The 14,789-nt window shown below is 65.8% G+C and carries 16 protein-coding genes; 6 read left to right on the top strand and 10 right to left on the bottom strand.

What is annotated here, in order from left to right:
• Nucleotides 1-1,377, bottom strand: a 1,377-nt coding sequence (gene dnaG / locus H8A95_RS20415) for a DNA primase (RefSeq protein ID WP_229184709.1), incomplete at its 3' end; no start/stop codon positions are given.
• A gap of 209 nt (nt 1,378-1,586) precedes the next feature.
• Between dnaG and H8A95_RS20410 the strand changes: the two genes are divergently transcribed.
• Complete coding sequence (locus H8A95_RS20410; protein WP_229184708.1) at nt 1,587-2,141, top strand: chlorite dismutase family protein; 555 nt, start codon at nt 1,587-1,589, stop codon at nt 2,139-2,141.
• Nucleotides 2,142-2,146: 5 nt separating this feature from the next.
• Here the strand turns inward: H8A95_RS20410 and H8A95_RS20405 are convergent, their stop codons facing one another.
• From H8A95_RS20405 to H8A95_RS20395, 3 genes are all read right to left on the bottom strand, one after another.
• Nucleotides 2,147-2,545 carry a gamma-glutamylcyclotransferase family protein gene (locus H8A95_RS20405; RefSeq protein WP_229184707.1) on the bottom strand — a complete coding sequence of 133 codons (399 nt, stop codon included), beginning with the start codon at nt 2,543-2,545 and terminating at the stop codon, nt 2,147-2,149.
• Nucleotides 2,546-2,778: 233 nt separating this feature from the next.
• Nucleotides 2,779-3,591 carry a transglutaminase-like domain-containing protein gene (locus tag H8A95_RS20400; protein WP_229184706.1) on the bottom strand — a complete coding sequence of 271 codons (813 nt, stop codon included), beginning with the start codon at nt 3,589-3,591 and terminating at the stop codon, nt 2,779-2,781.
• 2 nt (nt 3,592-3,593) lie between these two features.
• Nucleotides 3,594-4,496, bottom strand: a complete 903-nt coding sequence (locus H8A95_RS20395) for a transglutaminase family protein (protein ID WP_229184713.1) — start codon at nt 4,494-4,496, stop codon at nt 3,594-3,596.
• Nucleotides 4,497-4,600: 104 nt separating this feature from the next.
• On the opposite strand from H8A95_RS20395, the gene H8A95_RS20390 reads away from it, so the two are divergent.
• Complete coding sequence (locus H8A95_RS20390; RefSeq protein WP_229184705.1) at nt 4,601-5,398, top strand: N-formylglutamate amidohydrolase; 798 nt, start codon at nt 4,601-4,603, stop codon at nt 5,396-5,398.
• Nucleotides 5,399-5,450: 52 nt separating this feature from the next.
• Here the strand turns inward: H8A95_RS20390 and H8A95_RS20385 are convergent, their stop codons facing one another.
• From H8A95_RS20385 to H8A95_RS20370, 3 genes are all read right to left on the bottom strand, one after another.
• Entirely contained in the window at nt 5,451-5,633 is a 183-nt protein-coding gene (locus H8A95_RS20385; protein WP_229184704.1) for a hypothetical protein, read from the bottom strand.
• Nucleotides 5,634-5,640: 7 nt separating this feature from the next.
• On the bottom strand, nt 5,641-6,804 hold the full coding sequence (locus H8A95_RS20380) for a PepSY-associated TM helix domain-containing protein (RefSeq protein ID WP_274617439.1): 1,164 nt from the start codon (nt 6,802-6,804) through the stop codon (nt 5,641-5,643).
• Nucleotides 6,805-7,211: 407 nt separating this feature from the next.
• Nucleotides 7,212-7,445, bottom strand: coding sequence for a DUF6894 family protein (locus H8A95_RS20370; RefSeq protein WP_229184702.1), 234 nt, complete (start codon nt 7,443-7,445; stop codon nt 7,212-7,214).
• A 169-nt stretch (nt 7,446-7,614) separates the two neighbouring features.
• Between H8A95_RS20370 and H8A95_RS20365 the strand changes: the two genes are divergently transcribed.
• Genes H8A95_RS20365 through H8A95_RS20350 form a run of 4 tightly spaced genes read left to right on the top strand, consistent with a single transcriptional unit; the run spans nt 7,615 to nt 11,874 of the window.
• On the top strand, nt 7,615-8,277 hold the full coding sequence (locus H8A95_RS20365; protein WP_229184701.1) for a TetR/AcrR family transcriptional regulator: 663 nt from the start codon (nt 7,615-7,617) through the stop codon (nt 8,275-8,277).
• The gene (locus H8A95_RS20360; protein WP_229184700.1) at nt 8,274-8,450 is read left to right on the top strand and encodes a 2Fe-2S iron-sulfur cluster-binding protein; all 177 of its coding nucleotides are present in this window, start codon (nt 8,274-8,276) and stop codon (nt 8,448-8,450) included. The genes H8A95_RS20365 and H8A95_RS20360 overlap by 4 nt, the downstream gene beginning before the upstream one ends.
• Nucleotides 8,450-10,954 carry a molybdopterin-dependent oxidoreductase gene (locus H8A95_RS20355; protein WP_229184699.1) on the top strand — a complete coding sequence of 835 codons (2,505 nt, stop codon included), beginning with the start codon at nt 8,450-8,452 and terminating at the stop codon, nt 10,952-10,954. The genes H8A95_RS20360 and H8A95_RS20355 overlap by 1 nt, the downstream gene beginning before the upstream one ends.
• On the top strand, nt 10,951-11,874 hold the full coding sequence (locus H8A95_RS20350) for an FAD binding domain-containing protein (RefSeq protein WP_229184698.1): 924 nt from the start codon (nt 10,951-10,953) through the stop codon (nt 11,872-11,874). Before H8A95_RS20355 ends, H8A95_RS20350 begins: the two co-directional genes overlap by 4 nt.
• A 7-nt stretch (nt 11,875-11,881) precedes the next feature.
• On the opposite strand, the gene H8A95_RS20345 is transcribed toward H8A95_RS20350, so the two are convergent.
• From H8A95_RS20345 to H8A95_RS20335, 3 genes are all read right to left on the bottom strand, one after another.
• Complete coding sequence (locus tag H8A95_RS20345; protein ID WP_229184697.1) at nt 11,882-12,499, bottom strand: LysE family translocator; 618 nt, start codon at nt 12,497-12,499, stop codon at nt 11,882-11,884.
• Between the two features lie 217 nt (nt 12,500-12,716).
• Complete coding sequence (locus H8A95_RS20340; protein WP_229184696.1) at nt 12,717-13,259, bottom strand: hypothetical protein; 543 nt, start codon at nt 13,257-13,259, stop codon at nt 12,717-12,719.
• Nucleotides 13,260-13,266: 7 nt separating this feature from the next.
• Complete coding sequence (locus tag H8A95_RS20335; protein WP_229184695.1) at nt 13,267-14,709, bottom strand: LVIVD repeat-containing protein; 1,443 nt, start codon at nt 14,707-14,709, stop codon at nt 13,267-13,269.
• Nucleotides 14,710-14,789 lie beyond the last annotated feature (80 nt).

Genomic DNA, 14,789 nt, shown 5'->3' with positions numbered 1-14,789 from the left:
GGCCGGCCCGCGGGGGGCAAACTGGCGGGGTGATTCGCCGCCGCGTCCGCCGCCGAAATTGCCCCTGTTGCCGTAGCCGCCGCGGCCATAACCGCCGCGTCCCCCCTCCGGGGCAAAGTTGCGTTGCAGCCGCTCCTGCAAATCCTGCCGGTAATAGCGGCGCACCACCTCGTCGCGGATGCCGCCCGTGAGCTCGCCGATCCGCGCCTCCAGTGCTGCGCGGCGCTCGGGCGTGTCGAAATTGCCGCCCTCGATCTCGCGCGACCAGATCATTTCGGCGAGCGGCCTCGCGGCGCCGATCACATCCTCGATCGCGCCGCGGCCGCCGGAGCGCGCGAGATCGTCAGGGTCCTGCCCTTCCGGCAGCAGGGCTATGCGCAAGCTCTTTCCCGGCTTGAGCTGGGGCAAGGCAATGTCGGCGGCGCGATAGGCGGCCTTCTGGCCGGCGCGGTCGCCGTCGAAGCAGAGGATCGGCTCGTCCACCATCTTCCAGAGCATCGCCAGCTGGTTCTCGGTCAGCGCGGTGCCGAGCGGCGCGACGGCGCCGGGAAAGCCCGAGGTGACCATCGCGATGACGTCGACATAGCCCTCGACGACGATCAGTTGTGCGCCGTCATGCGCGGCCTGTCGCGCGGTGAACAGATTGTAGAGATTGTCGCCCTTGTGAAACAGCGGGGTTTCCGGCGAGTTCAGATACTTCGCCGGAACGTCCTTCTCCAGCGCACGGCCGCCGAACGCGATGACGCGGCCGCGGGCATCCGTGATCGGGAACATGACGCGGTCGCGGAAGCGATCGAACGGCACCGGCTTGTCCTCGCCGGACACCAGAAGCCCCGCCTCTACCATGTCCTCGGTGGAGATTCCTGACGCGCCCAGATGCTCCTTCAGTGCGAAGCGATCGGGCGGCGCGTAGCCCATCCGGAACTGGAGCTGGGTCGCCGGCGAGATGCTGCGGTCGGCGAGATAGCCGCGCGCCTTGGCGCCGTTGCGTGAGGCCAGCGTCTCGGCGAAGAACTTTGTCGCCAGTTCCATCACGTCGTGCAGGGTGCGGCGATGCTGCTCGTGCCGTGCCGCATCGGGCGTCACGGCCGGCAGCGACACACCCGCCATCGCCGCGAGGCGTTCCACCGCCTCGGGGAACGTCACGCCCTCGGTCTTCATCAGGAAGTCGAAGATGTTGCCGTTCAGCCCGGAGGAGAAGTCAAACCAGGCCTGCTTCTGGTCGTTGACGAAGAACGACGGCGTCTTCTCCTGCTGGAACGGTGACAGACCCTTCCACTCTCGCCCGGCCTTCTTGAGCTTGACGCGCCTGCCCACGACTTCCGAGACCGGAAGCCGGGCGCGTAGTTCATCAAGGAATTCGGGCGTGAAACGCATCAGGGTGATTCTGGGCTCGGGCGACGAATCGCGGACAACCGGTTAGCCATATAGCGGCACGACCGGGCATGCCGAACAATGTGGGGCTTTTCCGGGCTATTCACAGGCCCTGTCTGTCACGGCTCCGTCGAGCGGGCTACCCCCGAATCCACGGTGGAGAGCCTGCACGGCAAGCTTGCCCCCTTGCGGCTTCCGGGATTGGATAGGCCATGTTCACGACATTCAGAGGCGGACAAAGCGGCGGCTGGCAGGTCACGTCCATCACGCGGGTGAAGGGCGAGACGCTGCCGAAGGTTGCCGCGCTGTCGATCGTTGCGAGCGAGTCGATCGCGCTGCCGCTGCTGCCGGCGCAGACCTCCTGGCGGCTCGCCGGCGTTGCCAGCCATCTGCGGTACACCGAGAAGGAGGAGCGCGAGAAGCTCGCGGCCGTGCAGGCCGGGCTCGGCCGCAGCGAGGCAACGCATGCGGCGCTGATCCCGATCAGGAAATCCGCGGCGTGGTGGGAGCTGACGCAGGAGGAGCGCCGCAAGATCTTCGAGGACAAGTCGCACCACATCGCCGGCACCCTGAAATTCCTCCCCGCCATCGCCCGCCAGCTGTTTCATGCCCGCGACCTCGGCATGCCCTTCGACTTCCTGACCTGGTTCGAATTCGCCCCCGAGCATGTCGCCCTGTTCGACGAGCTGGTCGGCATGCTGCGCGCGACCGAGGAGTGGAGCTATGTCGAGCGCGAGGTCGACATCCGGGTCGAGCGCGAAGTCTGAAGCAGTCAATGCTCCAGAAACTTTCCTGACGCGATCCGCGGCAGCTCGGCGACCGGCCAGTTGTAGAGATAGGTCCACGCCTCGCTCACGATGCCGTCGGCGCGCGTAACGTGCAGCATCTCGCGGAGATATTCGGTCGGCGGCGGAAAGCCCTCGCCGCAGGCTTCGTACATGTCGAATTCACGCAGCATGGCCTCCCGCTCGCGCAAGCGGAACAATTCACCATGCACGATGTCGGCGGGATCGTCGGACACGACCAGGCCCGGATAGTGCTTCACGAGGTAGAGCCGGCCGCGGCACTGCGCCGACCCGAGGAATTCGGCATTGCCCGTGAGCAGCTTCGCCATCGGATGGTCGAAGCCGCGCATCAGCGTGCCGTAGACGAAGAGGAGATCGGAGGTCATGGGCTCACTTGTCATTCCGGCAGAACGTCACGCTCGCTGTCGTCCCTGCGAAAGCAGGGACCCATAACCACCAATCCAAATCGTTGCGCGACGCCGGAACGACGGGTTCTGTCTACAACGGGAGCCGCGGCGTATGGGCCCCTGCTCCCGTGCGCAATTGCGCACTAGGCAGGAACGACGACGGAAGGCGCCGCAATGGTGCCTGCCCTGAATGACGGAAGGTACGAGAAGAATCAAGCCGCCACCACCTCGTCGGTCACCACCACGAACTTCGCCAGCGTCATGCGGCCGAAACTCGTGGTGAGCGCGACGTCGGCAGCGTCGCGGCCGGTCGCCATCAGGATGCGGCCGATCCGCGGCGTGTTGTGGCGGGCGTCGAAGGTATACCACTGGCCCGACAGATAGACCTCGAACCAGCCGGAAAAGTCCATCGGCGCGGGATCTGGCGGCACGCCGATGTCGCCGAGATAGCCGGTGCAGTAGCGCGCCGGAATGCCCATGCAGCGGCAAAAGGTGAGCGCCAGATGCGCGAAGTCGCGGCAGACGCCGGTGCGGCTTTCATAGACGTCGTGCGCCGACTTCATGTGATGGGCATGCTGGTAGCCGAAGGTCACATGGTGGTGCACGAAATCGGTGATCGCCTGCACCCGCGCCCAGCCGGGCTGTGAGTTGCCGAACAGCGACCAGGCGATGTCGGTCAGCTTGTCGGTCTCGCAATAGCGGCTCGGCATCAGATAGAGCAGCATGTCATCGGGTAACTGCTCGACCGGCAGCTGCTGCGCCGCCGGATTGACGAGGTCGGGCAATCCGGAATCGCGCACCAGTGCGTTGCCGCGGAAGGTGACGCCGCCGCCAGGGGCGACCAGACGCCCGCAGACATTGCCAAAGCCGTCGCGATAGAGGCCGATCGGGACATCCGGCTCGGTCAAAATGCGCTCGGTGCCGACGACGTCGGCGTAGCGCGAGGGATGGATCGACAGCATGATCACCATCGGGGTCGGCTGCGCCGCCGTGTAGGTGATCTCGAAGCCGACCCTGATCTGCATCGTCAGGCCGTCTCCCGCTCTACCACGCTCTCGCCGACCGAGACGACCTTGATGTCGACGTCCATCGCGAGATAAGCATCCGCGGCGCCGAGATAGACGCCATGCAGCGGGATCGCCTGGCGCGGATCGCGCGCCACCGCGACGCGGATCAGATCGCGGGTGCCGACGATGCCGTTGGTCGGATCGAACTCGATCCAGCCCGCGCTCGGCAGATAGACCTGCACCCAGGCGTGGGTCGAGCCGCCGCCGACATAGCCATGCGCGCTGCCGGCGGGCATCGCGAGATAGCCGGAGACGAAGCGCGCGGCGATGCCGAGCCGGCGCAGCGCCTCGATCATGAACAGCGCATAGTCGCGGCAGGTGCCGGACTTCGTGCGCAGCGTATCGAGCGGATGCTGGGTGCCCTGCTCATAACGCTTGCGATAGCTGAACGCCTCGCGAATGCCATGGGTCATTTCGCTGAGGATCTTGAAAGTCAGCGTCGGCGCCTCGACATCGAGGAAGCTCCGCGCCCAGGCCGACAGCTCGCCGTTCGGGTCGCCATATTGCGGCGTGATGAACTGCTGCAGGTCGGGGAATTCCTCATCGTCGTAGAGAAACGGATAGAAGTAGGCAGGATCGTCCGGCGTCAACGCGAACGTATCGGCCGCATTGTGCTCCACCGTCGCGGTCGAGACAAAGGACAGCGTGTCGGCGCGCTCGTCGAAGGCGGCGATCGCCACGCTGTTGCCGAACACGTCGTGGATCCAGCGCAGCGACATCGGCTGCGGATCGATCACAAGCGCGCTGTCGAGCACGCGCAGATCGTGGCCGTCGCGGGGACGCAGCATGATGCGGTGTTCGCCGAACGCCACCGGGCGCGCGTAGCGATAAACGGTCTTGTGATGGATGGTCAGGAGCGGCATCTTCAAACAATCATCGTGATTTCGGACCGTATAATCTATAGAGAAAGCTGCTCGATTCCAAACCAGCATGCCGCTTGAATAGGCAAAGTTGAGGAAAAAGGCCCTTGAATTACGGCGGCGGTCCATTGTTTCTGCTCGCAAGCACCGATGTTTCACCGGTTCTTGAACGTAACCCTGCCGGCGGCTCGCCGTTCCTATTCACCTGCGACCACTACGGCCGGCTGATTCCCTCGCCGCTCGGCGACCTCGGCCTGCCCGAAACCGAGCTCGAGCGGCACATCGCCTGCGACATCGGTATCGCCGGCGTCGCAACCCAGCTCTCCGACCTGCTCGGCGCGCATCTGATCGCGCAGCGCTACTCGCGGCTCGTGATCGACTGCAACCGTCCGCCGCATGTCGCAAGCTCGGTGCCGCTGATCAGCGAAGCCACCACGGTGCCGGGCAATGAAGGCCTGTCGCGCGAAGCCGCCGAGATGCGGCGCGCGCAGATCTTCGATCCCTATCATCAGCGCATCGAGGAGGTCATCAACGAACGTGCGCGGCAAGGCATGCCGACGGTGCTGGTGTCGCTGCACAGCTTCACACCGGTCTATGCCGGCATCGCCCGCCCCTGGCACATCGGCACACTCTACCACCGCGACACGATGCTGCCGCCGCGGCTGCTGAAGCATCTGCGCAGCGAAGGCGATCTCGTGGTCGGCGACAACGAGCCTTATGCGGTCAGCGACGAGACCGACTACACGATCCCCGTGCATGGCGAGAAACGCGGCCTGATGAATTCGGGCATCGAGATCCGCCAGGACCTGATCTCCGACCAGGCCGGCGAGACGGCGTGGGCCGAGCGGCTGGCGCGCATCCTCGGCGAGATCGAGACGACGTTGCGCGCGGAAGCGCTGATCTAGGCGAGCGAACGGACTCCGCTTCACCTCGCCCCGCGTGCGGGGAGAGGGAGCGTCAATTCGGCCGGCGCCGCCAGATGAACACGAGATAGAGCAGCACAGGCAGGCCGAGGGCCACCCAGGAGACGGCATCCCACCAGCCGTCGCCGACCAGTGCGCTGATCAATCCCACCGTGCTCACGATCGCAATGACGAGCGGAGCGGCGAATATCTGGGTCAGTGAACGATGTACGACCATGCCGATGTCACGACGCGAGTGCGGGGTTGTCGATCGAGGCGGCGTTGGCGATGGCGCGCTCCTGGCTCTCGCCCGCCCTGCGGCGGCGCATCCACAAATACACGCCGGTCACCAGGATGAAGATGGTGAGGATATCGAGCAGCGCCCAGACGATCTTGAGCGGCATGCCGCCGTAATCGCCGAAATGCAGCGGCTGCGAGACATACAGCGTCGACACATACCAGGGCATGTCGCGGCTGTCGGTCAGCGTGCCGGTTTCCGCATCGATCAGTGCGGGCTTCAGCAGACGCGACGTCAGCGGCGTATCGCCGTGCAGGAATACCGCATAGTGGCTCTTGCTGCTGAATAGCGTTCCCGGGAAGGCGACGAAGCTCGGCGTCATGCCGGGCACCGCGTGCCTCGCCACCTCGACGGCGCCGTTCAGCGAGGTCAGCTTCGAGGGCACCGGCCGGTCCTTGTACTGCGCGGTCATCTCGGCGAGCTGGCCGAATTGCCACATCTTGAGCACGAGATCGGCCCAGGTGTTGATGACGCCGGTGAAGCCGACAACGAGTGTCCAGGCGACCAACAGGATGCCTGCGAGATTGTGGACGTCGAGCCAGCGCACGACGCGGGTCCGCTGCGCGCGATAGGCGCCGAAGCGCAGCTTCCGCATCGACGGCGCATAGACCACGATGCCGGAAATGATCGCGACGCAGAACAGGATCCCCATCAAGCCGAGAAACAGCTTGCCGGGCAGCCCCGCGAACATGTCGGTGTGCAGCTTCAGCATGATGTAGGTGAAGCGGCCGGTCACATCGGGGGAATCGAGATAGGCGCCGGCGTGCGTATCCATCCGGATCAGCAGGTTGTTGGTCGGATCTGCATCGATCGTCGGACCGACGCTGACCCACATCGCGCCGGGTTCGTCACGATCCCAGATCAGGAAGTGCGGCACCTTGCCCGGCGCCTGCGCGAGCGCGTTGGCGAGCAGATGGTCGAGATTGGCCGGAGGCGTTCCTGCCGGCGCCTCGGCCGGCTTGACCTGGTTGTGCAGGAGATCATCGATCTCGTCGTGGAAGATCAGCGGCAGGCCGGTGATGCACAACAGCAGCATGAACAATGTGCAGATCAGGCTGGTCCATTTATGGACGGCGCCCCATCGCCGCAGGGATTTGGTCGTCGCAGTCAACTTCGCTACCTAATTCAGGAGTCTCCATTGTTGTCGTCACTAACACGATGAAAGATGCGCGCAGCCGCACAGCGCTTAGAACTCGTCCAGTCTTGGACCTATCGTTGCGCGTGTTGCGATCACGCAACGAGCGCTTGCGGGAACTGCGACGATGCGCCTCGGCTGTCAGCAGAATTCTTAGGGCCGTTCTAAATGGAATCGCCGCGATCGGGTCTGCGTCAACCAGCTCGTGCGGCCTGAACGGGATGCTTCGCCTGCCATTTGGGGCCCGGCCCGCGCATATAGTGAAGCTCGGGCCGGTAGGGATCGCGAACTCGCGCGATGAAACTCCGCCAGCCGGTCGCGATCGCATTCATGCCGCGGCGAAGAGATGACAATGACGGCTGCAATGACGGCATGGTTCGCCCTCAGTGCGCTTTGCCGAGCACGAATGCGAAGGGCAGGATCACGATCTCCTCGCCGTCCTCGTCGCTGACATGCACGGCCCAGTCGCGCCAGTCCTCAAGACTGACCGTTGCGACCAGCGAGCGCATCATGCGGGTCGCCGCCTCGCAGGCCTCGGAGAGGCTGGCGACCGAGGTGCCACGGCGATCCATCAACACCCCGCGTGTGTTCGAGCAATGGAAATAGACCTGAGTCATGTGCGTATCCTCGCAAGCTCCGGGCGAGCAGGCTCGCCACTGCATGACGAAGCTTTACGCAGCCTGCGGGCGGCCATCCGTGACGCGGCTCACACATGCGCGGGCGGCGCGGCGACCGCCTCACCAAATCGCGATTTGACAGTTTTTCTATATTTGTCAAAATCGTCAAATGGGACCGAAAACCCGCATTCTCGATGCCACCATGCTGGTTTTCCGCCGGCACGGCTTTCGCCGCTCCTCGATCGAGCAGGTCGCCGAGGCGGCCGGCCTGACGCGGCAGGCGCTCTATCACCATTTCGAGTCCAAGGAAGCGCTGTTTCGCGCCGTGATCGAGCGCGTCCATGAATCCGCGATCTCGGCCGAGGAGACGGCCGTTGCCGAGGCGGAAACCGCGGGCGGTAATCTCGGCGACATTCTTGCCGCGGGGATGACCGCGCGGATGTCGACCATGATCGCCTCGCTGGACGGCTCGCCGCACCTCGAAGAATTGTATTCCGAACACCTCGTGCACGCCCGCGACCTCTACCAGACCTATGCCGCGCGCTACGCGGAGCGCATGGTCGCGACCATCGCGCGGATCGTGCGCAAGCAGCAGCTTGCGCTGCCGCAGGGCCTCTCGCCGGTCGAATTCGCGCGGCTGGTCGAAATGTCGATGTACGCAGCGAAGTCGCAGTATCCGGCGATGCAGCCGGCCGATGCGTTCCTGAAGGACATGGCGATCATGGTGCGGACCCTCTGCGCCGGCGCACTACCGAAATCCGAGAAGCCGCCCGTCAAGAAGGCAGCGCCCCCGAGAAAGCCGACACGCAGGACAGCTGGAGGACAGCCATGACCACGACGACCATCAACGGCCGCGTCGAATCCTTGCCCGACGATCCCGATGCGCTCCTGATCGACATCGTGCGCGACCAGCTCAAGCTCACCGGCACCAAGCTCGTGTGCGGCGCCGGCGTCTGCGGCGCCTGCACCGTGCTGGTCGACGCGCGCCGGTCGCAAGCTGCCTGATGCCGGCGCAAGCCGCCGCCGGCAAGGCCGTGACGACGGTGGAAGGCATCGGCGCAGCACAGCTGCATCCGGTACAGAAGGCGTTCATGGCGCATGACGCCCTGCAATGCGGCTTCTGCACGCCGGGCTTCATCGTGGAAGCGACCGCGTTCTGCGACCAATGGCGCGCGACCAAGGGGACGGCGGTGCCTTCACGCGAGGAGATCGGCGCGGCACTGTCGGGCCATCTCTGCCGCTGCGGCGCCTATGACGGAATTTTCCGCGCGGTGGCGGACGCCTGCGCCGGCCGTTTCGACGGCGACAATGTCGCAGCCCCTCGCATCGAGGCGCGCGACAAGGTGACGGGCGCGGCGAAATACACCGTCGACATCAACCATGATGGCCAGCTCGAAGGCCTGATCCTGCGCTCGCGCGACGCGCATGCACGCATCACCGTGCTCGATCTCGCGCCGGCCCGCGCCCTGCCCGGCGTCGCCGCGGTGTCGCTGCTCGGCGACGACCGGATCGTGCGCTATGTCGGCGAGCCGATTGCGGCGGTCGCAGCCCGCGATCGCAAGTCCGCGCTGGCTGCGCTGGCCGCGATCAAGGTAAGCAGCGAGAAGCTGCCCGCGGTGGTCGGGCTCGACGCCGGACGCAAGGACGGCGCGCCCGTGGTGTTCGACAAAGCGAGCCGCAAGCGCGCCGGCAACGTCTCGGAGGCGGCCGGCGGACCGGCGCCCTGGAAGCAGAACATCCGCGGGCCGACCGCGGTGTTCTCGACCCGCGCCAAGAAGGCCCGCAGCTGGGTCGATGAAGCGCGGCAGGCGAGCAACAAGCTGCTGGTCGAAGCGACCTTCCGAACCGCCACGCAACAGCATGCATGCCTCGAGCCACACGCCGCGGTGGCGCGCTTCGACGGCGACCGGCTGACCCTGCACGCCTCGACCCAGCAGGTGTTCCACCTGAAGGAGCAGATCGCGAAACGCTACAAGATCGATCACGACAAGGTCCGCGTGATCGCCGACCACGTCGGCGGCGGCTTCGGATCGAAGGCCAGCCTCGGCACCGAGACGATCGCAGCCATTGAGCTGGCGCGCGAGGCGAAAGCGCCGGTGCGCGTCGCTTACGATCGGCAGGAGGAGCTCTCGGTCGCCGGCTATCGGCCGGCTGCGGAGCTGAAGGTCGCGCTGCTCGCTTCCGACCAGGGCGGCCTGAAGGCACTCTCCGTCACCGCGCATGCCGATACGGGGGCCGCCACCAACTCGACCATCGCGGGCCTGGCGCGGCTGATCTATCCGGCCGAGGCGAAGGACCTTTCGGATTTCGACGTCATCAGCAATCTGCCGCCCGGCGCCGCCTTCCGCGGCCCCGGCGGTCCGCCGATGGCGTTCGCGGTCGAGCAATCGATCGACGAGGCCGCGCTGCGGCTCAAGGTCGATCCGATCGCCCTGCGCAAGCGCTGGGATCCCGATCCCAACCGCCAGCGGCTTTACGATTGGGCATCAGGGCTCGATATCTGGCGCAATCGCAAACCGCAGCAAAACGGGCGCTATCGCCGAGGCATCGGGGTCGCGACCGGTTACTGGCTCTATCTCTGGCAGCCCAACGTGAAGGTCGAGGTCGCGGTCAAAGGCGGCCGCATCGTCGCCAGCACCGCGACGCAGGACATCGGCACCGGCACCCGCAGCGTGCTGGCGGACACCATCGCGCGCGAGTTCGATCTCGAACCGTCTGACATCGATGTGCGGATCGGCGATTCCTCGCTGCCCGAAGGGCCAGGCTCGGGCGGCAGCCGCGTCACGGCTTCGGTGATGCCGCCGACGCTGCAGGCGGTGCGGAAACTGAAGGCCGCGATCCTCGAACAGGCCACGCGAAAACCCGCGCCCGGCTCGAACGCGCCCTGGCGCGAGCTGATCGCGCGCTCGCCCGACATCGCGGTGACGGAGGCGCGCGGCGAAGACGGCAAGAACACCGCGCCCGGTATTCGTTCGCCGCTGCGCGAAGTCGGCCTGATGGGCATGGTGTTCGGCTGGATGATGCGCCGCTTCTCGAACATTGCGGTCGGCGCCGGCGTGCCGAGTTCGGTGCAGGTGATCGAGGTGGAGGTCGACACCTGGCTCGGCCATGTCCGCGTGCTCAACGTGCATACCGGGATTGCAGTCGGCAAGATCGCTTCGCCCGCGCTGGCGCGGAGCCAGGCCTGCGGCGCGGTGATCCAGGGCCTCGGCTATGCGCTCTACGAAGCACGCGAGCTCGATCCGAACAGCGGCGACGTGCTGACCGCCGGGATGGAGGATTATCGCATCCCGGGGATTGCCGACACGCCCGAAATCAATGTGCATTTCGATGAAGCCGGCTTCGACCATGTGCTCGGCAACAGCGTCGGCATCGGCGAGGCATCGACGGTGCCGACCTCGGCCGCCGTCGCCAACGCGATCTACGACGCGATCGGCGTCCGCCTTACTGAAATTCCAATCCGGCCCGACCGCATCGTCGCCGCGCTGAAAGGGAGGACCGCCGCATGAGCGTCGCAACCGCAGAGGTCATCACCGCGCCCGAATTCCGCGCCGCCGGCACCGACCTGTCGGAGCGCCGCCGCAGCGGCCTGTCATGCGGGTCGATCATCGATCTCACCACAAGTCCCGATACGATCGGGATCACCTGGGGCACGGACGGCGCGGCGCGCATCGGCGCCCTGACCGCAATCGCTGCGATCGCATCCGACGCGCGGCTCGCGCAGGCCTATCCGGGCATCACCGCCGCTGCGCAGGGGCTCGCCACGCCGCAGATCCGGCACATGGCGACGCTCGGCGGCAATCTCGCACAGCGCTCGCGCTGCTGGTACTTCCGCAATCCGCAGATCGCCTGCCTCAAGAAGGGCGGCTCCGACTGTCCGGCGCGATCGGGCAACCATCTCTATCACGTTGCGTTCGACCTCGGCCCCTGCGTGGCGCCGCATCCGTCGACCATGGCAATGGCGCTGCTCGCCTATGATGCCAAGGTCACCACCGACCGGCGCAGCGGATTGTCGATCTCCGACCTGCTCGGCGACGGCAGCAACGGCACGGCCGACAATCTGCTTGCGTCAGGCGAACGGATCGAGCGGATCGAGCTCCCTGCCCCGCAGGCCGGCGAGCGCGCGCTGTACAAGCGCGCCATCAGCCGCTCGTATGCGGAATGGCCGCTGGCCGAAATCTGCGTGCGGGCCGTGATTTCTGGCGGCATGTTTCAGCAGGTTCACATTACGGCGGGCGGCGTCGCCCCGGTGCCGCTGCGTCTTGTGGCAAGTGAGGCGGCGCTACAGGGGAAGCCGGCCAATGCGGCCAGTGCTGCGCAAGCCGCCGAGCTGGCGGTATCGGGCGCAAGACCGCTGCCGATGACCGGCTACAAGCTCGAGCTGCTGACTGGCCTGGTGCGCGACGTGGTCGAGCGGATCGCGGTGTAGCTGAGCCTCACCGCGCCCGCGTCAAAGCCAGCCAGATGCCGCCGCCGATCATGAAGCCGCCCGAGATCCGCGACATCAGCCGCGTCCGCTCCTTGGAGAAGAATTTTCGGGCGCGACCTGCGGCCAGCGCGTAGGCGGCGTCGGTCAGCACGGCGGTTGCCATGAAGGTAACGCCGAGCAGCGCCACCTGCGGCAGGTGCGGCTTGTCCATGTCCATGAACTGCGGGATGAAGGCGCCGAAGAACACCAGCACCTTCGGGTTCGAGAGCAGCACCAGAAAGCCTTGCAGGAAGAAGCCGCCGCGCGGCGGCGGCGGCTTGTCGTCGGTGCCGACGCCTTCGACCGGCGAGCGGATCAGCTTGATGCCGAGCCAGACCAGATAGGCGGCGCCCGCGAAGCGCACCCAATTGAACCAGTAACCCATGGTGGCCATCAGCGAGGTCAGGCCGACCGCGACAATACCGATCATGATCGCAAGCCCGACCTGCGCGCCCAGCACATTGGTCAGCGCGGCACGCGTGCCGTAGCGCAGCCCGTTCGCGATCACCATCGTGACGATCGGACCGGGCAACAGCGCCAGCGCAATGCAGGCGGCGACGAAGGCGAAATAGGCTTGCAGGGACATGGGGAACTCTTCTGTTCTTTGCCAACATTATGCATGCAGGAGGCGAACATGGAAGCGGTCTGCTCCCTCTCCCCGTCCTTCACGGGGAGAGGGTTGGGGTGAGGGGCTTTCTCCACCAGGGGTGCTGGCGGTTAGACCTGTACCCCCTCACCCTGATCGCATCTGACGATGCGATCCGACCCTCCCCGCAAGCGGGGCGAGGTGAAAAGCGCCGAGCTCAACGGCCCTCCATCGCGACGACCGCCCAGTTCTTGATCTCTTGCGACTGCAAGAACGTCAGCACTGCCCGCCGCACCCGCGCGGCCTCTCCCCCGCCCTGCGCCGCTACGGCCATCAGATTACAGCGATGCGACACTGCGATCCCGATCGCTGTCCGCATGCCGCCGCGCATCTCGACGTCATAAGCCCTGATCCGTCCCAGCATGCCGGCGACATCAATGACATCGCCCGCCTTCAGCGGCGCAAAGCGCGGGCTGATCATGTCGACATCGGAAACCCGGTCGACCTCGTCGTCATCGGCGACGCCGCCGTCGCAATTACAGAAGCCGAGCTTCGGCCTGAGATAGACCTCCACATCAGCACCGCACTCGGTCGCACCACAGCGGAAGGCACGGCCGGCGGGCCAGCCGTCGCGCGGGAACGGCCAGGCGATTTCGTGCCACTGCGCGGCTCGCGGCGGCGCCATCTCGTAGCCGGCCACGGCCGACAGGCCGCCGAGCGCCAGGAACATCGCCGCGATCGAGGGCCACGAGCGCATCATCGCGTGCTCACGGCAGGCCCGCGACGGCCCGCGCCGCGCCGGTCAATTCGAGAATGTGCAGCCCGGTGTTGGCGCGGTCGACCGCGTAGATGTAACCGCGCTCGTCGGTCTCGACATTGTTGGTCTGGATCGCGACCTTGCAGCGGTCAGCGCCGTCGATGGTAACGCAGCGCTTGTCGGTCGCCGCCGTGATGGAGGGAATGAAGTAGCCGACTTCCCGGGGATGATAGGGATCGCGGATATCGAGCGCGCGGACACCGGCGTTGAAGAAGGCGATGAAGGCCAGCTTCTTGTAATAGACCGGCGCCATGCTCTCGTTCGACGAATGCGAGCCGAACCGGCCGCCGCGGTCGCAGAATGAGCCGGAGGCCTCGGGCACGGTGTAGCTCGAGATCATCATCGGCCGCGTCTCGGTGGTGACGTCGGCGAACCATACCATCTGCCGCGCCTCGCCGCATTCGTTGAGGATCGCCTCGTCGACGATCATCACGATGTCGCGGCTCTTGCCGTCCTTGTCGTGAACGAACTCCGCGATCGGCATCCCCAGCATCGGAAACACCGTGTGCGCGCCGTTCATCGCCGACAGCGGCATTCGCGCGATCTCCGGGAATGTCAGATTGTCCGGCGTCGGCTCTTTCGGTCCGTTGAGGAGCTTGTCGCGATCGACGATCTGCAGGAAGCCGCCCTTGTTGGTGCCGTAGCCGAAATAGACGCGGTTGCCCTGCGGTCCGGTCGAGATCGGTCCGTGCAATTCGGTCGGCACCGCGCCGGTCGCGCCCGGCTCCTGCCCCGGCAGGCCGAAATCCCTGATCTTCACAGGATGCGCGGGATCGGAGAAATCGTAGATCTGCGTCATGCGCCGGGTGCGCCAATCCGGTGCGCCCGATACCAGGAAGGCGATGCCGGTGCTGCACTCCCAGAAATTCTTGTGCGTGTCCTTCAACCCGCCGATCCGGGTGACGAGCACGGGATTCGCGGGATCGGCCACGTTCCAGATCTCATGCGCTTCGCTGCCGAAGGTGCGCAGCATGTAGACGGCGTTGCGGTCGCCCTTCGGCAGATCCTTGCCGTCACAGATCCGCACCATCTGCGCGCCGCCGGATTCATATTTGCCTTCCTGCCCGGGAATGTGCCGCAGATATCTTGAATGCGCGGGATCGGTGACGTCGACGATCGAGGTGCCGTTCGGCTCGGCCTTGCCGGTCATCGGATTGACGGGATCGGGAATGTCGTCGGTGCCGCCGTGATGGCCGATATAGGCGATCCAGCGGTCGCCCTGATGATGAATGGTCGGCTGATAGGCGCTGCGCGCCTGCAAATCACTGGTTCCAACCAGCCGCATGTTGGAGGCTTCGGGCGGGTCGCCGATCTTCGGCTGCTGGGCGCTCGCAGCATGTGCGAGCAGGACAAGAAGAAACGTGCAGCAAACTGCCGTAACGCGACCACCCATGTGCACCACCCCATGTTCCACACCAATCTGCGTTGGCTGCGCGGGACGCTAGCACGGCGATGCCGGTGCCCGAACACACG

Source organism: Bradyrhizobium oropedii (assembly GCF_020889685.1).
Taxonomy (GTDB): Bacteria; Pseudomonadota; Alphaproteobacteria; order Rhizobiales; family Xanthobacteraceae; genus Bradyrhizobium; species Bradyrhizobium oropedii.
Note: the sequence above shows the minus strand (reverse complement) of the source record. Positions and strands in the feature narration are given on the sequence as shown.